The organism is Corallococcus sp. M7 (genome assembly GCF_054512695.1).
Genome location: NZ_CM137252.1, coordinates 4,300,245 through 4,321,027, shown reverse-complemented (window position 1 = coordinate 4,321,027; position 20,783 = coordinate 4,300,245). Strand labels below are relative to the sequence as shown.

General features: G+C 67.6%; 18 protein-coding genes. 8 read left to right on the top strand and 10 right to left on the bottom strand.

Annotation, left to right across the window (positions count from 1 at the left end; genetic code table 11):
- Nucleotides 1-28: 28 nt before the first annotated feature.
- The 4 genes from ACX114_RS17655 to ACX114_RS17640 all read right to left on the bottom strand — a co-directional run bounded on the left by ACX114_RS17655 (nt 29) and on the right by ACX114_RS17640 (nt 5,669).
- Nucleotides 29-3,004: a carboxypeptidase regulatory-like domain-containing protein gene (locus ACX114_RS17655; RefSeq protein WP_459299259.1), complete on the bottom strand. Its 2,976-nt coding sequence runs from the start codon at nt 3,002-3,004 to the stop codon at nt 29-31.
- Between the two features lie 111 nt (nt 3,005-3,115).
- Nucleotides 3,116-4,408: a Stp1/IreP family PP2C-type Ser/Thr phosphatase gene (locus ACX114_RS17650; protein WP_014396319.1), complete on the bottom strand. Its 1,293-nt coding sequence runs from the start codon at nt 4,406-4,408 to the stop codon at nt 3,116-3,118.
- 57 nt (nt 4,409-4,465) lie between these two features.
- Nucleotides 4,466-4,978 carry an FHA domain-containing protein gene (locus ACX114_RS17645; protein WP_459299258.1) on the bottom strand — a complete coding sequence of 171 codons (513 nt, stop codon included), beginning with the start codon at nt 4,976-4,978 and terminating at the stop codon, nt 4,466-4,468.
- A 70-nt stretch (nt 4,979-5,048) separates the two neighbouring features.
- Nucleotides 5,049-5,669, bottom strand: coding sequence for a hypothetical protein (locus tag ACX114_RS17640; protein WP_459299257.1), 621 nt, complete (start codon nt 5,667-5,669; stop codon nt 5,049-5,051).
- A 109-nt stretch (nt 5,670-5,778) separates the two neighbouring features.
- Between ACX114_RS17640 and ACX114_RS17635 the strand changes: the two genes are divergently transcribed.
- Nucleotides 5,779-5,973, top strand: coding sequence for a hypothetical protein (locus ACX114_RS17635; protein ID WP_120599295.1), 195 nt, complete (start codon nt 5,779-5,781; stop codon nt 5,971-5,973).
- Nucleotides 5,974-5,988: 15 nt separating this feature from the next.
- On the opposite strand, the gene ACX114_RS17630 is transcribed toward ACX114_RS17635, so the two are convergent.
- From ACX114_RS17630 to ACX114_RS17620, 3 genes are all read right to left on the bottom strand, one after another.
- On the bottom strand, nt 5,989-6,606 hold the full coding sequence (locus tag ACX114_RS17630) for a DUF2716 domain-containing protein (protein ID WP_459299256.1): 618 nt from the start codon (nt 6,604-6,606) through the stop codon (nt 5,989-5,991).
- Nucleotides 6,607-6,792: 186 nt separating this feature from the next.
- Nucleotides 6,793-7,332, bottom strand: coding sequence for a hypothetical protein (locus ACX114_RS17625; protein WP_459299255.1), 540 nt, complete (start codon nt 7,330-7,332; stop codon nt 6,793-6,795).
- Between the two features lie 112 nt (nt 7,333-7,444).
- Complete coding sequence (locus tag ACX114_RS17620; RefSeq protein WP_459299254.1) at nt 7,445-8,896, bottom strand: RluA family pseudouridine synthase; 1,452 nt, start codon at nt 8,894-8,896, stop codon at nt 7,445-7,447.
- 49 nt (nt 8,897-8,945) lie between these two features.
- On the opposite strand from ACX114_RS17620, the gene ACX114_RS17615 reads away from it, so the two are divergent.
- From ACX114_RS17615 to ACX114_RS17600, 4 genes are all read left to right on the top strand, one after another.
- A complete protein-coding gene (locus tag ACX114_RS17615; RefSeq protein ID WP_459299253.1) occupies nt 8,946-9,770 on the top strand; it encodes a helix-turn-helix domain-containing protein in 825 nt (274 codons plus the stop codon).
- 66 nt (nt 9,771-9,836) lie between these two features.
- Nucleotides 9,837-10,610, top strand: a complete 774-nt coding sequence (locus ACX114_RS17610; protein WP_459299252.1) for a dienelactone hydrolase family protein — start codon at nt 9,837-9,839, stop codon at nt 10,608-10,610.
- Between the two features lie 46 nt (nt 10,611-10,656).
- Nucleotides 10,657-12,027, top strand: coding sequence for an FAD-binding oxidoreductase (locus ACX114_RS17605; protein ID WP_459299251.1), 1,371 nt, complete (start codon nt 10,657-10,659; stop codon nt 12,025-12,027).
- A gap of 123 nt (nt 12,028-12,150) precedes the next feature.
- Nucleotides 12,151-12,561 carry a VOC family protein gene (locus ACX114_RS17600; protein WP_459299250.1) on the top strand — a complete coding sequence of 137 codons (411 nt, stop codon included), beginning with the start codon at nt 12,151-12,153 and terminating at the stop codon, nt 12,559-12,561.
- 1 nt (nt 12,562) lies between these two features.
- Here ACX114_RS17600 and ACX114_RS17595 read toward each other — a convergent pair whose 3' ends face one another.
- The 3 genes from ACX114_RS17595 to ACX114_RS17585 all read right to left on the bottom strand — a co-directional run bounded on the left by ACX114_RS17595 (nt 12,563) and on the right by ACX114_RS17585 (nt 14,036).
- Complete coding sequence (locus ACX114_RS17595; RefSeq protein WP_459299249.1) at nt 12,563-13,021, bottom strand: GNAT family N-acetyltransferase; 459 nt, start codon at nt 13,019-13,021, stop codon at nt 12,563-12,565.
- An 11-nt stretch (nt 13,022-13,032) separates the two neighbouring features.
- Nucleotides 13,033-13,542: a hypothetical protein gene (locus tag ACX114_RS17590; RefSeq protein ID WP_459299248.1), complete on the bottom strand. Its 510-nt coding sequence runs from the start codon at nt 13,540-13,542 to the stop codon at nt 13,033-13,035.
- Nucleotides 13,543-13,646: 104 nt separating this feature from the next.
- A complete protein-coding gene (locus tag ACX114_RS17585) occupies nt 13,647-14,036 on the bottom strand; it encodes a YkvA family protein (RefSeq protein WP_459299247.1) in 390 nt (129 codons plus the stop codon).
- Between the two features lie 154 nt (nt 14,037-14,190).
- Between ACX114_RS17585 and ACX114_RS17580 the strand changes: the two genes are divergently transcribed.
- The 3 genes from ACX114_RS17580 (at nt 14,191) to ACX114_RS17570 (ending at nt 20,779) form a co-directional block, all read left to right on the top strand.
- Nucleotides 14,191-15,903, top strand: a complete 1,713-nt coding sequence (locus ACX114_RS17580) for a serine/threonine-protein kinase (RefSeq protein WP_459299246.1) — start codon at nt 14,191-14,193, stop codon at nt 15,901-15,903.
- A 1,529-nt stretch (nt 15,904-17,432) separates the two neighbouring features.
- The gene (locus ACX114_RS17575) at nt 17,433-19,211 is read left to right on the top strand and encodes a restriction endonuclease subunit S (RefSeq protein ID WP_459300191.1); all 1,779 of its coding nucleotides are present in this window, start codon (nt 17,433-17,435) and stop codon (nt 19,209-19,211) included.
- The gene (locus tag ACX114_RS17570) at nt 19,208-20,779 is read left to right on the top strand and encodes an AAA family ATPase (protein ID WP_459299245.1); all 1,572 of its coding nucleotides are present in this window, start codon (nt 19,208-19,210) and stop codon (nt 20,777-20,779) included. Before ACX114_RS17575 ends, ACX114_RS17570 begins: the two co-directional genes overlap by 4 nt.
- The last annotated feature ends 4 nt before the right edge of the window (nt 20,780-20,783 follow it).

The window sequence follows — 20,783 nt, the reverse complement described above, 5'->3', positions numbered from 1 at the left end:
CGCGCCAGCCATCCCGGTCGCAACACGACTACCGCAGGGACACCTCGCCCTGGGTGGGAACGTCCACCGAGCGCACCACCGGGCCCGACCCGGGCATCTCCGCGTGGAAGTACCCCCACACCAGCGTGTACCGGCCCGGCCGCAGCCCCTGCACCACCACCCGCTCCGACATGGGCTGGTACACCAGCTGCGCGAAGGGCGAGCGCAACAGCTCCGTGGGCGGATTGCCCACCGCGCCCACCTCACCCGGCACCACCCACAGCGCCTTGCCCCGCTCCGGCTGGATGAGGACCGTCACGGAGCCCGTCCCCGGCACCGGGCCCAGGTCCAACGTCATCTCCGTGCCCGCCACCCGCACCACCACCGCCGGCTGGCCCGCGCCTCGCCCGCCCACCACGAAGCGGTAGTTGCCCGGCGACAGGTCCGCGCTGTAGCTGCCATCCGCGCCGGTGATGAGCGACACGGTCTCGCTGCGGTCCGCGTTGAGCCCCTCTACCTGCGCGCCCGCCGCGGGCTTCCCGTCCGCCAGGTACACCCGGCCCGTCAGGTGCGTCGCGGGCTTGAGGGTCAGCTCCACCGGCGCCGTGCTGCCTCGCGGCACCTCCTGAGTGCCGCTCACCTTGCCCTTGCGCGCGGACACCGTGAAGCGCGGCACGAAGGGCGGGCTCGCCAGCGTGAAGTTGCCGTCCGGCCCGGACAGCACCGACCCGTCGCACACGTCACACGTCACCACCGCGTCCGGCACCGCGCCGCCCGACGCATCCCGCACGCGCCCGGACACCGATGGCGCCTTCACCAGCACGATGTCGCCCATGTCCTGCGGCGTCGAGGGGCGGTCCACCACCTGCGGCTCGTACCCCGCCGCGTCCACCGCGACGATGAGCCGGTCGCCCGCCGTGGACAGCGGCAGCTCGAAGCGCCCATCCGGGCTGTTCACGTCGTGCTCGTCCACCCGGAAGCGGCGCACCGCCTGGCCGGAGTCGTCCACCACACGCCCCCGGAACGTCGTGCGCCGGCGCATCTTCACCTGCACCGGCGGCCCGCCCGGCTTGCCCTGCGGCCGCTCCAGCGGCTCGTAGCTCGCGTGGCGCGCCTCCACCACGTAGGTGCGGTCCGGCCGCAGCGCGCGGAACTCGAAGTGGCCGCTCGAGTCCGACTGCGTCGGCTCCGCCACGCGCGGCGCCACGCTCATCGCCGCGCCCACCACCGGCTGGCCGTCCTCGTCCACCACGTCGCCCGTGAGCTGCGCGCCGGCCTCCAGCTCCACCGTCACCTGCTGCTTCGCCCCGTCCTGCACCGTCACCGGCCGGGGGCTCGATTGCAGGTACTCCGGATGCGACGCCACCAGTTGGTACGTGCCCGGCGGCAGGCCCCGCATGGGCACCACGCCGTCCGGCCCGGAGGGGCGGTCGCTGCGGAAGATGTTCTCCGGATCCGCCCACATCGTCACGTCCGCGCCCTCGACCCGCCGGCCTCCGCTCGTCACCGTCACGTCCGCGCCCGCCTTCGCCTCCAGCGACAGCGTCACGTCCGTCGCGGGCGCTGACGCCTGCACGCTGCCGCCGCCCCACTCGGAGTGGTGCGCGTGCAGCGTGTAGAGCCCCGGCATGGGCACCTGCGCCGTGAAGCGGCCGTCCTCGCCCGCGTTCACCACGCCGCCCGTGGGCTGCACCAGCACGGACACGCCCGCCGCGGGCCGGCCGTACTCGTCGATGACCTGTCCGCTGATGACCGTGGCCTTCGCCAGCTCCAGCTCCAGCGGCGTCTCGCCCGGCGTCACGCGCGCGGGCAGTTGCGCCGCGGTGAAGCCCTCCGCCTGCCCCTCCAGCACGTACTCGCCCGGCGCCAGCGGCCCCAGCTCCGCCAGGGCCCCGGTGGGCACCGCGTCGCGGCGGATCAGGTCGCCCGCCACCGTGCGCAGGAGCAGCTGCGGGTTGGGCACCGGCTGGCCATCCTCATCCACGATGGTGACGAGCAACCGGCCCGCGGCCTCCAGGACCAGCGTCACCTGCGTCACCCGCTGCGACAGCGTGAGCGTCTGGGGCGCGGAGCCGAAGCCCGGCGCCTCCGCCGTCACCACCACCTCGTCCGGGTACAGGCCGTTGAAGCGCACCGGCCCGCCCTCCGCCTTCGCGTGCTCCTCACGCGTCAGGTGGTCGCCGCGCAGCCGCACCGTCGCCGCCGCGGGCGCCCCGTCGCGCATCACGCGCACCTCCAGCGTGCGCGACGGCGTCAGCTTCAGGCGCAGGGGCTGCGAGTCCGCCTCCACCTGCTGCGCCACCGCGGGCTGGAAGCCCTCCGCGTCCGCGAGCACGTAGAAGGGGCCCTCGCCCAGGCCCGACAGCGTGAAGGCCCCGCCCGCGCCCGCCACGGCCTCGAAGGGCAGCGGCACCTTGCGCGACACCGCGCGCACGCGAGCCCCGGGCCTCGCCTGGCCGGAGTCATCCACCACCGTGCCGGTGATGCTCCGCAAGGGCGGCAGGTACAGCTCCACCGCCTCCCCCGGCGCGGCCCGGTCCTTGAGCGCCACGCCCAGCCCCGCCGAGCGCGCCCACACCGTGAAGGACACGCCCGCCAGGTGCTCGAAGCGGAACTTTCCTTGCGCGTCCGTGCGCACCGTGGCGCGCGCGGTGAGGAAGCCCTGCTGCTGTTCGAAGAAGGCCCGCGTGTGCAGCGCCGTCTCGTGCGCGGTGCAGGCCAAGAGCGCCAGTCCGCACTCGTCGCACCGCACGTCCGCCAGCGTCCGCTCCGCCGAGGCCGCGAGCGACACCTCCGCGTCCGCCACCGGCCGGCCGTTGCCGTCCAGCACCCGCCCAGTGAGCGTCAGCCCCTCCTGCGCGCCGGACGACACCGCCACCGCGTTGAAGGAGGGCATCCCCTGACGGATGGAGCTGGCGGAGACGGGCGAGACGGGGCGCGCGGCCGGAGCGCCCCACCGGGGCCCCAGCACGATGGCGGCGAGCGCCAGCACGGCGGCCACCGCGATGAAGACCCATTTGCGCATGTGTACGCGGCCGGGACCTTACTCCCAGGCCGGCCCCCCAACGACGGTTTCCCCCGGGAAATTCCAGAGCGTCCTCTTGAGGACGTCCCGGGGGCCGTGGGAGTTCCCGCCTCAGTCCTCCGCGAACGGTTGGATGGCCTGCGCCACCGCCAGCTCCTGCCGCGCCTCGCTCAACTCCGAGTTGGTGGCGCGCAGCCGGTCGCTCAGCACCTGCACGAAGCTCCAGAGCATCTTCACCGCGAGGATCGCCTCGCGCTTCATCAGCCCCATCAGGTCCGAGCGGGCGATGACCATGGTCCGCGTGGGCTCCGTGGCGCGCACGGTGGCGGAGCGGGGCGCGTTGTCGATGAGGCCCATCTCGCCGAAGTGTCCGCCCGAGCGCAGCTCCGCGATCTCCACGCCGTTCTTCTCGATGGCCACCCGGCCCCGGATGACGACGAAGAGCTCCTCGCCCGGCTGCCCCTCCACGACAATCTCCCGACCCGCCGGGTAGGTGCGCGTGGTGGCGATGGACAGCACCGCCGTCTGTTCCTTGTACGTGAGGTGGCGGAAGAGCGGGATCTTCCGCAGCGCCTCCATGCGCGACTGCGCCTCGCTCGTCTCCTCGCTGGCGAGCGCCGCGCTGTCGCCGGCCACCTTCACCACCACGGCGGTGATGTTGTCCTTGCCGCCGCGCTCGTTGGCCATCTCCACGAGCTTGCGCGGCAGGTCCCCGGGCTGGAGCCCCGCGACCAGGGGGAGGATCTCCTCGTCCTCGATGTAGCCGTGCAGACCGTCCGAACAGAGGAGGAAGACGTCGCCGGGCATCAGGTCCACGATGAGCGTGTCGACCTGGACGGACTCCTGGATGCCCACCGCGCGGGTGATGACGTTGCGGTACTGCGAGGTGGCGGCCTGCTCCTTGGTGATGGTGCCGGCCTTGAGCTGGGCGGCGACGAGCGTGTGGTCCTCGGTGAGCCGGTGGCACTGCCCGTGCCGCACCAGGTACACGCGGCTGTCGCCCACGTGGCCGATGACGCCCTTGTTGCCGCCCACGGCCAGGCACACGAACGTGGTGCCCATGCCGCGCTTGGAGGCGTCCGTCATCGCCGTGCGGTAGATGTCCGCGCACGCGCGCTGCACCGCCACCTCCACCAGCGCGGCGGCGGCGGAGCGGCTGTCCGCCGTGGGGTTCTGCGCCAGGTCCTTGAGCAGGTGCCGGTTGGCCGCGATGTGCTGCTTGACGACCTCCGTGGCCCGCGCGCTGGCGACTTCACCCGCGGCGTGTCCGCCCATGCCATCGGCGACCATGAACAGGCCGAGCGACGCGTCCACCATCATCGCGTCTTCGTTGTGTTGCCGTTTCCGGCCGACATCGGTCAGCCCGAAGGCTTCTGTGGTCAAGGCCACCGCGAACGCTCCCATCCGTGCCTAGAGGGTGACTCCGCACGTTACGCAGGCCGCCGAAGACGTGGCAAGGCTTCAGGGTTGCAGGCGCACCGACAGCAGGCGCGCGAAGCCTCCAGCCGTGTAGAAGCTGACCTCCACCTGACCGAAGCGCAGCCGCATCCCGTCCTCCACCGCCACGGGTTTGCGGGCCAACAGCCGGCCCCCGGCCACGTACGAGCCGTTCTTCGAACCCGCATCCGTCAGTAGAAAACCGGTATCCCCCGCGTCCCGTGAAAACCACGCATGGAACCGGGACACGCTGCCGTCATCCAGGACGACATCGTTGTTGCTGGTGCGCCCCACGGTGATGCCCCGGCCGAAGGCGTTGCCCTGGGACTTGAGCACCGGGAAGACGATGGGCTCGTCCTGACCGAGCGTCGGCGGGCCGGCGTTCGTCACGGTCCGCACCGGGTACTCCTCCTGGTCGGAGGGGGTCACCCCGCCCAGGGGCGGCGTGAAGAGGAGGAGCCCCGCCGGGAGTCCCCGTTCGAACTCCTCGCGGTTGCGCAGGTAGCGCGCGACGTGGGCACTGAGCAGCTCGACCATGGACGTGGAAGTGGCGCCCTACCCGCACCAGCAGGCGGGGCCGCTCTCGCTCATGGAGTGTACCGCGCTCCTACCGCCAATCCGCGAAAAATCCGATGTTCACGCCACCCACGAAGTCACGCGCGAAGCTGCGGTTCTTCAGGCCGAAGGGCTCCGAGTAGCCCACGGCCAGGCCCACGCCCACGTCCCGGGGGAGCTGGTAGCCAATCTGGACGCGGCCCTGGACGGAGCCCGCGACGCGGCGGTCCGGAGGCTGGGTGGTGAAATGGGCGCCGTAGAAGGTGGGGCCGCCCGTGACCTGGAAGCCCCAGTGGGCCTTGCCCGGCAGGTGGTTGCGGTAGCCGAAGCCCAGCTGCGCGTTGTGCTCGTAGTAGGAGGTCACCGGCAGGTAGAGGTTCCGGCCCGCCAGCGCGCTCTCCGGCAGCGTCGCCGCCCACCCCACCCCACCTTCCAGGACGGCGATCCACGCGTCCTTGCGGTCCTGGAAGATGGTGAACTCCCACTGGATGCGCAGGTTGGGGATGATGGCGCCGTTGTTGATCTGCGTGCCCAGGAACACGCCCCGGGGCAGCCAGGCGGGCGTGGGCGACACGTGGCCCCGCAGGTCCAGGACTCCACGCGACTGCGCGGCGGCGGAGGTGGAGACCAGGGCAAGCGAAGCAACCAGCAATGCGCGAGCGAGGTGGAGCATGACCCCTATCCACCGTGGCAGCGCGCACTTGTCAACGAAGTGTTCCGTTGGCTATGACACGCAACGCCCTTCCTGCCGTCGCGGGAGGTCACCAGGAGCGGAACACCGAATGCCAGTCGTCACGGTCCGGGCCAGCAGCAAGCAGGGTCCGGCACAGCTCGACACGCTGGTCCGCAAGGTCACGCAGAAGACGTCGGGGCTCCTGGAGGAGAACGACCGGGTGCTGGTCGTCTACAGCGAGGGGCGCGCCAACCTCTATTACGAGGGTGCGCCCCGCCCGCGCACCGTGTCCCGGCCGGCCTGACGGTCCGGATTCTCCTCAGTCGTCGGGCCCCAACCTGCGCGCGCGCTGGAAGAGCGCCGGCGGGTTCCTGTCCACGGCCGCGATGAGGCGCTGTCCCAACAGCTCGTAGGTCTCCGTCTCGATGGGGCCTCTGCCCGGGGCCTCCAGCCCGTCGAAGTTGCCCACGCGGTAGCGCGCGGCGAAGACGAACTGGAAGTCCGGCGGCGCGAAGAGGTGTTCCGGGTCCCCCGCCGGGTGGACGTCCATGGCCCAGCGCGGTTCGAACGACGGCGGGTGGATGCCGCGCTCCACGCGCTCCATGTGCTCGCGCGTGTAGAGCCCGGTCATCTCCTCCAGCGTCGCGCCGGACTCGAAGCGCACGTGCGGGTAGAGCCGGTAGCAGGGGTGCTGCGGGTCCAACGCGTAGAGCCAGCCGCCGGGCGGGGTGAGCTCGCGGAACACGGCGAGCATCCGCTCCGACAGGTCGCGGTAGAGCTCCAGCCGGGCGTCGTGCTCCAGGCGGAAGAAGTCCTCGCCCACGACGAAACGCACGCTGCCCTGTTCAGGGGAAGGCCACGGATGGTCCAGCGCGTGGCGCTCCACATCACCCGACAGGGGCATCCAGGCTTCGGCTTCCAGTTTGAGTTCGCGCACGACGCCTGCCCCCCCACTTCGCGAAAGCCAGGGTATGCGCGCAACGCAGGAATCACGCAAGCACCTGACGGGAGGGGTCAGTGCACGGCACCCGACGTCCACCGCGATGAAGGCCGGATGTGGAAAGCCGCTGGGGCCACTCACACCCGGTGTCGCGCGATGGACGATGGGAGTGGACCGGGTGAATCAGGGCAGCTCCACTTCGTTGCCCTGGAACTTGTAGTCGAAGGTCCCCACGCGGGTGCCCTGCCCATTCGAGACCTCTTCGAGCGTGCCGTGCACCACGGTGCCGTCGTAGTCGATGATGAGCTGCTGCTTCTCGACGCGACCCAGGCCCAGGCGGAAGTGCAGCCAGAGGTTCTCACCCAGCTCCGCGGGCACGGGGCACGCGAGGATCTGATCCGGGCGCACGTCGCTCAGCAGCTCGACCTCCACCTCTTTGCCGTCCGCACCGGGCAGGGTGACCTTCTCCTTGTAGCTGGCGGAGAGGGTGCACAGCAGCTTGTTCATCGAGATGATGGCTTCATCGTCGTTGTAGACATTGAAGCCCACGTCCAGGTCGCCCTCGGCCACCTTCGCGCCGGTGTCGAGCTGGAGATCCAGCGCGTACGTCCCCTGGTACTTGCGGTTGATGTCGTCCTGTCCGCAACCGGTGAACGCAGTGGCGGCCACCAGCAGGCCCGTGATGAGGGACTTCGAGCCGAGGGTCTTGCGTACGTAGGTCATGGGATTCCTCTCCAAGGTGGGGGTGTCTGTTCATGAAGGGCCTTCCCGCCCTTCTCTTTCCCTTGGTCGCCGCGGGCCGTTGAACTGATCAAACAATTCACACGGCCAGACTTCAAAACGGCGCGGGTGAGGCGAACACCAGACGCTCGCCGGTGCGTGGATGCACGAAGGCCAGCGCATCGGCATGGAGCATCAGCCGCACGTCCTCTCGACCAAAGCGCGCGTCCCCGGCGATGGGCATTCCCAGCCCCAGGCGATGCGCGGCATGGATACGCAACGTGTGGGGCAATTGGGTCGTTGGAACGAACTCCACCCGCGTCCGGTCCGCCTCGCGACGGAGGACCTTCCACGCGCTCCGGGTCCGCTTGCCGTGGCGGGCGTCCACGCAGTCCTCCAAGGTCGCGTGGGTCGTGGAGCGCAGCGGCAGGTCGATGAGGCCTGAGTCTCCCTCCAGGCGGCCGTCCACCCAGGCGACATGGCGGTGCTCCGCCTCACGCTGGGAGAACTGGCGCTGGAGCGAGGCGCGGGTCACCGAGTCCCGGGCGATGACGAGGAGGCCGGATGACTCGGGGTCCAGATCGTGGAGGAAGCTGGCGGGGACCAGTTCCGGGAACCGGGACTGGAGCCGGACGAGCACCGAGTCGCGCGTGGGCGCATGGCGTCCGGGGAACGTGGGCAGCCCCTCGGGCTTGTCGACCACGAGGAGCCAGGGGTCCTCATGGAGGACGCGCGGCCCGGCGTCCGGCGCCGCGGGAGGAGGCAGCTCCACGTCCAGCCCTTGCAACATGTACGGCAGCACCGTCCCGCACTTGTTGTCACACGCCGGATAGTACGCACCGGACTCCCTGCGGCCATCGAGCGGCGGTGCTCCCCACCAGAACTCCGCGAGATCCAGGGGCGTCAATCCGTAGCGAAAGGCATACGCGAGCAGCTTGGGCGCCGCGCAGTCACCGGCGCCACCCGGAGGAGGCTTGGGCGCGAACAGCGAGGCCAGTGTCTGGGTTTCACCGCGCGCATTGGGAATGACATATCCCTGGGTCACCTGACGCCACAGGGAACGCGAGCGTTCGGCGCGCACGTGCTCCACGTCCGCCAGGCGCGCTTCCACGTCGCGAAGCGAATCAGCGCGTCCCTGTGCACGCAGCGCCTCCGCTTCCCGGCACAGCGCCGCATGCTGTTGTTCCAGTGCGGCCAGCTCCGCCTCTCCCGCGGGCCAGAACGCGTCACGGGCCACCGGGTCGAACAGCGGCGGCACGAAGCCCTCCACGTTCCACGCACCGTTCAGCATCCCGGAGAAGGCGCTCAGGTACCCCACCCGTCCATCAGGTACCGCGACCGCCAGCACGCCAAACATCTTGCCGCCGCCGGGCCGCCACAAGGCTTCGAACTCCTCGAGTTCCTCCCCCAGCCATTGCTGGAGCTCCTCCGCCGCACGGCGCCCCCAGAGGCCAGGAGGCGCTGGATGGAAGGGATTCGTCAGCCGTTTGGGCAGGTCCCTGGAAGGTAGGCCATCGAAGCCCCCCAGGTTCTGGATGAACTCAGCGTCGTCAAATCGGGTCTTCATCCAGGGCCCATCTTCACCTGGAGGACGGCTTCGCGGACGATGTTTTGCCGTGCACTTCCTCAAGCAAGCCCCCGCCGCGCCGCTGTCCTCCCTGGTGCTGGGGTACTGGTTCATCCAGGACCTGAAGGGCGCCCACGAAGGACGGCCCATCCAGACGGCGCCGTCACCCACGGCGGTGCTGACCCTCAACTTCGGCCGGCCGTGCACGAGCGACTTCGCGGCGGGAGGCCCGCGAGCCTCGCTCCTGGGCATCCAATCCCGCCGCCGCGATTGGCGCTCGGGAGAGGGCTGCGCCTTCGTGATGGTCATGCTGACGCCAGCGGGACTCGCGCGCCTGTTTCCGGCGAGCGGCCCATCCACGGGGGACGACCTGCTGGAGCTGGGCGCGGTGCTGGGCGATGGCGCGTCCCGGCGGCTCGTGGAGGACCTGTCGGCCGCGTGGGAGCCCCACCGGGTCGCCGCGCGGCTGGATGCCTGGCTGCTCGAACGGCTGGCCACGACGAAGCCCCTTCCCGAAACCGAGCGGCTCGCGCGGGCCTGGGACGTGCTGCGCCGCACGTCGCGCGTGGAAGCCGCGGCGCGGGCCGTGGACGTGTCGACGCGGCAGTTGGAGCGCTGGTTCCAGGAGCACCTCGGGCATTCGCCCCGGCAATTGTCCGCACTGGAGCGGATCCACCACAGCCTGCTCGCGGCGCAGACGGGGCAAGGGGATCCGCACGAGGGGTTCAGCGACCAGGCCCACCGCATCCGGATGTGGCGCCGCTATCTGGGCCTGACACCCGGACGCTTCGACCGGACACCGCGCTCGATGATGGCGGACTACTTCAACCACCGCCGGGAGGGCTCGGACGCGGCGCTCGCGCACTTCCTCTGAGAGGCCCGGGCATGTCGCATTCGTTCAAGACGGCCCGGGCGCGAGGCAGGCAGCGTGGACTCCACCATGCCCCTCCATGCCGAGTTTATCGATTACGCCGATGGGGAGACGTCCTGTGAAGGGTACGTCGCCCACGACTCCGCCCACGCGGGCACTCGCCCCTGTGTGCTGATTGCCCATGCGTGGGATGGGCAGAACGCCATCATCCGCGCGATGGCCGAGCGGTTCGCGGCACAGGGCTACGTGGGCTTCGCCCTGGATGTGTATGGCAAGGGCGTGCGGGGAGACGTGACGGGGGACAACTCGCACCTCATGGGGCCCTTTCTGGAAGACCGCGCGCTGCTCCGCCGGCGCATGCGAGCGGCGCTGGAGGCCGCGAGGCGCCATCCTCGCGTGGACCCGGAGCGCGTCGCGGTGCTGGGCTACTGCTTCGGGGGGCTCTGCGCGCTCGACCTGGCCCGCGCGGCTCCGGAGGGCTTGAGGGGCGCGGTGAGCGTTCACGGGATGCTCCACCCGCCACGGTTGGGCCCCCAGCCACCCATCTCCGCGAGCATCCTGCTGCTGCACGGCTGGGAGGATCCGACCGCGAAGCCAGACGCGGTGCTGGGCATCGCGCGAGAGCTGACCGAGGCGGGCGCGGATTGGCAACTCCAGGCCTACGGCCACGCGATGCATGCCTTCACCTTCCCTGGCGCCCAGAGGCCCGAAGCGGGCATCCAATACCACCCGGTCGCCGCGGGACGCGCGGACGCCGCCTTGCGGACGTTCCTGGCGCAGGTCCTGGGTGAAGCGGCCCCGGCTCCGGGGCAAGCTGGAGGTCCGGCGGCTGGGAACGGATGACGGGTGGCCGGCCCGGCGTTCACGTTCCAGAGCCTGGGAGGCCTTCATGACGGTCGACGTGGAGCGAGCGCTGGCGGAGGTGTTGCCGGCGGAGGCGGTCATCACGGATCCGGACGTGCTCGCGGCGCACCGGCGCGACCAGGCGGAGTGGGCGTCCTCGGGCATGCCGAGGGTGCTGGTGCGGCCCGCATCCACGGCCGAAGTGCAGGCCGTGCTCCGCGTGGCCACGGCGCTGCGCGTGCCGGTGGTGCCCCGGGGCGCGGGCTCGGGCCTGTCGGGCGGCGCGAATGCGAGCGACGGCTGCATCGTCCTGTCGCTCATGCGAATGAACCGCATCCTGGAGGTCGACCGGCGCGGCATGCTGGCCGTCGTCCAGCCCGGCGCGCTCAACGGCGCGGTGAAGGTCGCCGCCGCGGAGCAGGGCCTCTGGTACGCGCCGGATCCCGCGAGCTGGGAGTTCTCCTCCATCGGAGGCAACCTGGCCACCAACGCGGGAGGCCTGTGCTGCGTGAAGTACGGCGTGACGGGCGACGCGGTACTGGGGTTGGCGGCGGTGCTCGCGGACGGCACCGTGGTGCGCACCGGCGGACGGACGGTGAAGAACGTGGCGGGCTATGACCTGACGCGGCTCTTCATCGGCTCGGAGGGCACGCTGGGCGTCCTCACCGAGGCGACGCTGCGGCTGCGCCCCCGGCCCCCGAAGGCGACGACGCTGGTGGCCGCGTTTCCCACGCTCGTGAGCGCGGGCACGGCTGTCTGCGACATCATGGAGCGTTCGCGCCCGTCCGTGCTGGAGCTGATGGACCGCACCACCGTGCGCGCCGTGGAGTCCTGGAAGCCGATGGGCCTGGACGTCACCGCGGACGCCCTGCTCATCGCGCGCTCCGACGCCGGAGGCGTGCAGGGCGAAGAGGAGCTGGCGTTGATGGTCGCGGCCTGTGAGCGGGCCGGAGCAACCTCCGTGATGAGCACCGCCGACGAGGCCGAGGGCGAATTGCTCATGGGTGCCCGGCGCTTCGCCTTCCCCGCGCTGGAGCAGCGCGGCGCCACGCTGCTGGATGACGTGGGCGTGCCGGTCGTGCGCATCCCGGAGCTGCTCGCGGCGGTGGAGCGCATCGCCCAGAAGCACGGGGTGCTCATCGGGACGTTCGGGCACGCGGGCGACGGGAACATGCACCCCACCGTCGTCTTCGACCGGGAGGATCCAGCGGCGCTGGCCCGGGCGAAGGAGGCCTTCGACGACATCCTGCACGCGGCGCTGGCCCTGGGAGGCACCATCACGGGCGAGCACGGCGTGGGGTCCCTCAAGCGTGGGTTCCTGGGCGCGCAGTTGGGCCCGGAGACGCTGCGCCTGCACCAGGCGATCAAGGGTGCACTCGACCCGCTGGGCCTGCTCAACCCCGGCAAGGTGCTGTGATTCCGGTGGGTTGGCGGCGGCGCGAAGAAAAATAAATCCGGTGTCGATCCCGCCGGAGCACGTTCGTCGCGTGGATGAAGGCGACGTTCACCTCATCCTCTTTCTTCCGCCAGGAGACGCACCATGGGCAGCAAGATCTTCGTCAATCTCCCCGTCGAGTCGCTGGACCGCGCGGTCGGTTTCTTCACGAAGCTGGGCTACACGTTCAACCCCCAGTTCACCGACGCCAACGCCACCTGCATGGTCATCAGCGAGGACATCTACGTGATGCTGCTGGTGAAGCCCTTCTTCAAGACGTTCACCCAGAAGGAGGTCGCGGACGCCACGAAGACGACGGAGGTGATCATCGCCCTGTCCCAGGAGAACCGCGCCGCCGTGGACGCGCTGATGGAGAAGGCGCTGGCGGCGGGTGCGAAGGAGACCAAGGACAAGACGGACATGGGCTTCATGTACCAGCGCAGCTTCTCGGACCTGGACGGCCACCAGTGGGAGCCGTTCTGGATGGACCCGGCCGCCGCGCAGCCGCAGCAGTGATTCAGAGAGGGCGCTTCATGCCCTCATGGCTCGCCACGAATCCCAGCCGCGCGTAGAAGCGGTGGGCTTCGTGGCGGAGCTTGTCCGTGGTGAGTTGCATCAGCCCGCAGCCCCGGGCCCGCGAGCGCTCCATGGCGTCCACCATCAAGGCCTCGCCAATGCGCTGCCCTCGCAGGTCCGAGCGCACGCGCACTGCCTCCACCAACGCCCGCCGCATCCCGCCCCGGCTCAGGCCGGGGATGTACGTAAGCTGCAACGTGGCGATGACCTGCCCGTCCTGCTCGCCCACGATGAGCTCGTTGTTCGGGTCGGCGGCGATGTCATCGAACGCGGCGCGGACGGAGGGACTGACCTCCGCCGTGTAGCCGGTGCGAGCCTGCGCGATGGCGTCATCCGCGAGCAGCTTGAGGATGGCGGGCAGATCCGTGTCGCGGGCGATGCGGAAGGTGATGGGGGCCATGCCCGGGCATCCTAGAGGGAAAACCTCACACCCACCCGCTCATGAAGCAGATGAACGCTCGTGCCGAGCACCCGCACGTAGGTATAGGCAGCTTGCACGTTGAGCGAGAACCACCGGTTGGGGTGCCACTCCACCCCGGCCCAGACCTCCGGGAAGGCGCCCAGGCGCGACTCGAAGTTGGGATCATCGGAGTCGCCGTCGTCGTCATCGAAGTCGAGGTCGAGCGATTGCACGGTGGTGACGAGCGGGAGCCCCAGGAACTCCCGGCCCGCCCCCGCGGCTCCCAGCTTCAGCCCGGCCCCCAGGTACGGAACCCATCGCTGGTCCGCATCCGAACGCCAGCGGTAGAGCAGCCCCGGGGTGATGCCCAGCTCGGAGAAGGTGGAGTCCCCGGAGCCGCCGACGCCCGCCTCCAGCGGCAGGCGGAACGCCCACCGGGAACCGAGATCGATTTGGAGCGCGGCCTGGAGGCTGATGCCTACCGCGACCCGGCCACCCGAGAACGCCTGGACGGGCCCCACGGAGAGGGGCTCCAGGTTGACTCCCGCGCCGAAATAGCCCGAGCGGGGGACGTCACCTGCGGTTGCCGTGGATGCGAGGAGTACGACGAGAAGCGGGATGGGAGTCATTTCATCCACTGTAGCCGCAGCCACCGGACGAGCAGCAGCGCGAGTAGCACCCAGAGAATGATGATGACCGCCCCCGCGGCCCAGCTCGTCTTGCGTAGGTTCGCCTCCTGGCGGGCCCTGTTCCGGCATTCGGCGAGCACGGCGGGAGGGATGAGCCGGCGGACGAGAAGAATCCCTAGCGGGACGAGGACCAGATCATCGAGCAGGCCGAGGACCGGGATGAAGTCTGGAATGAGGTCCACGGGGCTCAGCGCATAGGCGACCACCCCCGCCGCGAGGAGCTTCGCGTACCAGGGGACTCCCGGATGCCGGACCGCGATGAAAAGCGCCGCCACCTCCGTCTTGAGCTGCCGGACCTTCTGTCTCCACCGCTCCAGGCTCTTCATTCTCTTGGGAGCTTATGCGCTCCCGACCGAGGCTTGAGCTTCCAGGCACCGAACAGACGTTCCACCGCCCGTGTGAGAGCGAACCGACGACAGGTGAGCATCGGTTTCGCGCCCGCGCTTGTTATCGTGCGCGCCCATGAATGAGCCCACGGCCGTGACGGATCCTCGCATCGGCTCGGTGTTGCAGGAGCGCTACCGGATCATCGAGCGGCTCGCCGCCGGTGGCATGGGCATGGTGTACCGGGGCGAGCGGCTGGAGGTCGGCAAGTCCGTCGCCATCAAGTTCCTGCACGCGTGGGCGGCGCGGGATGACGACTTCCGCAAGCGCTTCCAGGTCGAGGCGCGCGCGATGAGCCGCCTCACCCATCCGTGTTGCGTGTCGGTCATCGACTTCGGCGTGGATCAGGAGTCGCCGTACATGGTGATGGACTTCGTCACCGGCGAGACGCTGCGGGCGCTGCTGCGCGACGGCCCGCTGCCGCCGGCCCGGGCCCTGAGCGCCGTGCGGCAGGTGCTCGCGGGTCTGGCCCATGCGCACGACCAGGGCATCATCCACCGCGACATCAAGCCCGAGAACATCATCGTCACCCACGCCGTGGGGCTCGGGGAGCAGGTGCGCATCCTCGACTTCGGGCTCGCCAAGCTGCGCGACGAGGTGACGGGCCTCACGTCGGGGATGATGCTCGGGACTCCGTCCTACATGGCCCCGGAGCAGATCCACGGCGAGCCGGTGGGTCCGCCCACGGACCTGTACGCCACCGGCGTGCTGCTCTACGAGCTGCTCACCGGTAGGAAGCCCTTCAACGCCACCAGCAACGCGGAGCTGCTTCGCATGCAGCGCGAGGTGACACCGCCCCGGTTGCGCGACACCGCACCTGACGCGGGCTTCTCAGCGGAGCTCGAAGCGACGCTGGCCAAAGCGATGGAGAAGGCCCCGGCGGATCGCTTCCAGTCCGCCACGGAGTTCCTGGCCGCGCTCGAAGGGGCCGGAGCGGGTCCGGCGATGCTCTCCGTGACGCCCGTTGCCGGCGATGCACCGGGGGCGGCGCGCGACTCCTCGCCCACGCCATCGCGTCCCAGGGAGGAAGTGCTCGCGACCCGGAACGTCCGGGCACAGCCCCGCGCGACGCCGATGGGACTTCAGGCCGAAGCCCGCGCTCCGGAGCCCGCGCCAGTGGCCCCGACGGAGGCCATGGCCAGGAAGGAGGAGTTCGAGGCCACGCTCCGCTCTGGCCCCATGAAGTCCCCACCCGTCCGGAGCCGTTCGCCCCGGGTGGTGGGAGGCGCGGTGGTGCTCTCCCTGGTCGCGGTGGGCCTTGGCGGATGGGCGTTGATGTCAAGGTCCGCGGGCTCGGCGCCGGTGTCCTTGGAGCGCCCGTCGCCCAAGGCCCCGGTGGTCGAGGAAGCACGGGCGGAGACTCCTCCGGGCGCCACGGCCTGGCAGCCCGTCGTGGAGCAGCTTCCGGGCATCGACGAGGTCCATCGGTTGATCAAGGCGCAGCGGCGGGACGCGGCCCTGGCGGCGTTGAAGAAGCTGGCGGCGAAGTACCCGGCGAGCGCTTACGTCCGCTACCTGGAGGGGAACGTCGACTTCGACAACCTCCGCTGGGTGGATGGCGTGGCGGCCTACCGGGCTGCGCTGCGCAATGACGCCGCGTACCGCAACGCGCCGGTCGTCATCCAGGACGCCATCCGCTGCCTCGTCAGCGACCGGTTCCACGGCACCTGCGAGGACTTCCTCCGCAAGGACCTGGGCGAGGCCGCGGTGCCCTCGCTGGAAGAGGCTGCCCGCGAGCACCCCATGGCGAGCGTCCGGACCCGGGCCGCGGCGCTGCTCCGCCAGCGTGGGACGGAGCGACGGGAGTGAAGACGGTTCGGGCGCCAGGGCCCCCAGCCGTTGCCTTCTGACCGCGCGAAGGGGACTGGCGGACACTGCCTGGCCAGGGGGACAGGGAATAGATCCAGGCGCTGTCCATATGAGAGTCCATTCCCGTTGCGTGTTGCTGTTTGTGATGGGATTGGTTCTGGGTGAGTTCGGCTGCGCGACCTGCCCCCTGGGAGCGCCGCCCTCCCCGCGGCATCCGATCGCGGGGGCTTCGAGCTCGCGCATGTCACGACCCAGAACGCGCCCCACGACTACACGGCGCTCTACGCCAGCCGCTATGTCGCCACGTCCGATACATGGACGCCCGAACAGCCGCTCCAATCACAACCCGGCAATCTTCTCCGGACCAGCCTGGCCGCGGATGAGCAGGGAAATGCCCTCGCGGTCTGGCTCCAGCAGACCCAGGCCGGCAACACCTTCTTCGCCAGCCACTTTTCGGCGGCGACAGGCCAATGGAGCCCCGCGTTACAGCTCACGTTTCCCGTTGACGACTCCCCCACCATGCGTCTGGCCATGTCCCCCATGGGCGACGCGGTCTTCGTCTGGACCACGCTCTGCAAGACGCTGTGCAAGCCCACCGAGCACCGGGTGATGGCCATGCGCAGCGTCGACCCGAACAACCCGAGGCTCGGAGGCACCGTGCTGGGCGGATTCCCGGTGCTCGCCTCCGACCCGGCCGGTGACCAGGTCGCCTTCTGGGCACAGTCCGACCACACGGCCTGGGCAAGCTACCTCTACGCCCCTGGCAACTTCCGGCCCCCGGAACCCCCTGCGGTCCGAGCCCGGAGCCGTCGTGGGCGCCATCACGGGGGCCATGGACCTGAACGGGCATGCGACGGCGGTGTGGATCGAGACAGCGGCGGATGGCGACAGTCTCTGGGTGGCTCGCTACCAGTAGCCTGGAGCCCCTGTCGCCCCAGCAGGCAGCCGGTCCAGGAGGCGAAAGTCGGAAGGCGCCCCCCTCCCACGGCTCTGTCAGGAAGGGCCCAGGAGCCCCGTCCGAAGTTCTTGCGGTCACGGCCCTGGCCCGGTATACGGGCGGGGCTTCACGGCCAGGTAGCTCACCTGGTTAGAGCGGCGGTCTCATAATCTCGGCCCTGCCCCTCACCTTCTGAACCCTTGGCCGTAACCACGTATTCTTACTGACCATGGGCTGTCGCTGGCGTTCGCACGTCACCGGCCCGGTCCGTACAGATATGCGTCTGGCGCCGCGAGCAACAGCTGCTGCACTCATCGAGCACACGCTGTTGGCCAAGCCGGTTAGAGACTGCGTCCTCCCTTCAACATCACGGAAGTCAGAAAGCCACGATCGGCAAGAAGACAAAGCATCTACCAGCCCAAATGAGGCCGATACTTAGGCCTAAGTGCGCGCATCCCGTAGTCTGCGCCCCATCGCACCCATGCATACTTGCCCCTCCACCCAAGGGCAAGTAGGCTGCCGAGCCCCTAGTTACCTACACTCTCTGTGGAATGGGCACGCTCTCACCTCTCCTGACAGCGTCCAATACGTGATGGAACTCCGGATTCCCGCGAGCTGGAAAATCGTGAACGTTGGCCAAGCGGGCGACGTGCAACTGGGGCGGCAGCGGTCGCCTGAGCACCATTCTGGGCCGCATATGCGGCCCTATCTGCGCGTCGCCAACGTCTTGGAATCTCGCATTGATACGAGCGACGTGCTCAAGATGAACTTCACGCCAGAGGAGTACGAGCAGTACAAGTTGACACCTGGCGACATCTTGCTGAACGAGGGACAAAGCCTCGAACTCGTCGGTCGTGCAGCTATGTATCAGGGAGAGGTGCCAGGCGCTTGCTTCCAGAATACGCTGATCCGCTTTCGGTCAGGGCCGGAGGTTCTCCCTGAGTTCGCACTGCTCGTGTTTCGTGTTTATCTGCACACCGGCGTCTTCCAAGGAATCGCCAAGAGAACCACTAACATTGCGCATCTGGGAACAACTCGATTCGCGGGTCTTCCATTTCCTCTTCCACCTCTTGAAGAGCAAAAGCAGCTTATAGAGAAGACAAGCCGACAGCTCGCGCGAATCAACGCAGGCGAGGAACGGCTTCTCCGTGTTCAAAAGAACCTCAGTTTACAGCATATGGCAGTCTTGACGGCTGCGTGCGAAGGAAAGCTCGTCACTCCTGAAGCAGAGTTGGCGCATATGGAGGGACGAGCATATCAAGGCGCGGCTGAACTCCTCCATCTTGTCTACGAAGAGCGCCAAAAGCGACAGGAAGCAGCTCCTCGAAGGAAAGTAAGGACTGGGGATTCCTCTGCAGGAGAGCGTGTGCGGAAGGATGGGCATGTTGAGCCCACTGTCGCCCAACTCCCTGCGCTACCGGAGGGATGGAAATGGACCTTTCTTCGGGAAATCGCTGACCTGAAAGGCGGGCTCACTAAAGGCCAGAAGCGCGCGCCAAATGAAGCTGTCCGCCAAGTCCACTATCTCCGAGTTGCGAACGTACAGAGAGGCTGGCTCGATCTGTCAGACGTCAAGACGATTGCCGCGACAGAAGCCGAGATCGAAGAGCTACGACTAATGCACGGCGACGTGCTATTCAATGAAGGCGGAGATCGCGACAAGCTGGGACGTGGTTGGATTTGGGAGAACCAAATACCCATTTGCATTCACCAGAACCATGTTTTCCGCGCACGAATTCTCGCCAATGCGGTAATCCCCAAGCTGCTATCCTGGTATGGGAACTCCATTGGCCAAGAGTACTTTTTGGCTCAGGCCAAGCAGACCACCAATCTGGCTTCCATCAATTTAACTAAGCTAGGAAGCCTTCCCGTACCAGTCCCGCCCCAGGTCGAGCAGCAACGAATCGTCACCGAGGTAGAGAAGCGTCTCTCCGCCCTCGATGCGACAACTTCAGCGGTCGTTCGAAGTCTCGGGAGAGCCGAACGCCTCCGCAAAGCTGTACTTCGTAGCGGACTTGAAGGCAGGTTCATTCATCGGCCGATAGCAGAAGATACGAACGTACTTATCACGGTAGGCCAAGTGGACGTCCCAGCAGAGGATGCGAAGGGAACTACGAAGCCGAAGGGAACTGGCATGACCGTCAAGTCTTCTGACCAGGTGGAAACCTTCTCCACCCGGCGCTCGATCAAAGCTGTTTTACAAGAACAGACCGAACCCATAACTCCCGCCCAGGTCTTTCAATCCGCGGGTTTTGACGTAAACTCAGTCGACGCATTCTTCGTGGAATTGCGGTCGCTTTATCAGGCCCAGCAATTGGTTGTTGAGCGACCGAACGACACTGATGTCTTCCTCAGCATGAGGCAAGAATGAGGCTCAGGCGCTTCTACGTCAAATCGTTCAAAAACCTGAAGCGGCTAGACATCTCCTTTGGTGCAAAGCCTCCCTTCACTGTTCTTGTTGGGCAGAATGGCGCCGGCAAATCCAACCTTCTCGAAGCGCTCGTTCTCGTATTCCGCAACTTAGATCTCGGCGAGCCACCTGCATTTGCCTATACAATTGAATATGACTGCCGGGGAAAGCGGATTTCAATCGACGCAGATCCGAGCCGGGAGCGAGAAGTTCTTCGGATAGTTGTCGATGGAGTTCCTCAGCGAGGAAAACGTTTCGACCCCGAACTGCTGCCCAATTATGTCTTCGGCTACTACTCGGGGCCAAGCGACAGAATGGCGGTACATTTCTTCAAGCACCAACGCCGCTTCGACAAAGCCCTGCGACATGGCAACGATCAGCCTCTCCGCAAGCTCTTCTATGCGGAGCAGGAACACAGTCAGTTTGTACTGCTAGCGTTTTACCTGGAGAAGAAGTCGAAAGAATTGGAGCACTTCCTACGCGACTACCTCCGGATCGAGCGCCTCGATTCAGTGCTCTTCGTACTTAAAAGACCTGACTGGGCGAGTGCGAAGCGCGCAGGCGGAGACAGTCGATTTTGGGGTGCAGTTGGGAAGGTCCAGGAACTGCTTGCTCAGATCTACAAGCTTTCACTGGCGCCCTTGCGTATCGATGTGCGCACGCAAAAAGACTTCCGGAGGATGGAAACGGCCGAGCAGCTTTACCTGTACCTGCCCGACCAAGCCGCTCTTCACTCCGTTGCCGAGGCTTACGACAGCCCACAGGACTTCTTCAAGGCATTGGAGAGCATGAAGACGGCCGGAGTACTGCGTGAGGTTCGGATTGCCGTAAAGGCAAAGGGAATCGAGGACCCTATTACCTTCCGCGAACTGAGTGAGGGGGAGCAACAGCTCCTCATGGTGCTCGGCTTGCTTCGGTTCTTCACGCGCGAAAAGGAGTCTCTTTTTCTACTCGATGAGCCCGACACGCACCTCAATCCCCGATGGAGCGTAGAGTATCTCGACCTTTTGCAACGAGTGGCTGGAGGCGATGATGCGCAGCACCTTGAGTCCAGCCATTTGCTATTTTGTACGCACAACCCCCTTGTGGTCTCCAGTCTTGAAAAGACACAGGTCCGCATAATGCAGCGGGAGCGGGACACTGGGACCGTCTTGGCGGTGGAACCTGAGGAGGATCCAAAGGGGATGGGGATCTCAGGAATCCTGACAAGCGATCTCTACGGATTTCGTGCCGCGCTCGATGTGGAAACGCTCCGAATGCTCGACCGATCTCGGGAGTTGACCCTCGAAGAGAAGGAGGGCTCTTTGACCCCCGACGAGCGCAAGGAACTAAACGACCTTCGCAATAAACTCCAAGACGTCGACTTCACGCGAGCCGTTCGTGATCCTCTGTATCGCCCCTTCGTAGAGGCCATGACAAGCTACGAACAGGAGCAACAAGGCCCGCCGCCCAGCCGCAGAAATAGTTTTGACGCAGGAGGAGAGACAAGAGCGCCGCGAGCATGCTCTGAGAGTAGTGCGTGCGCTTAAGGGG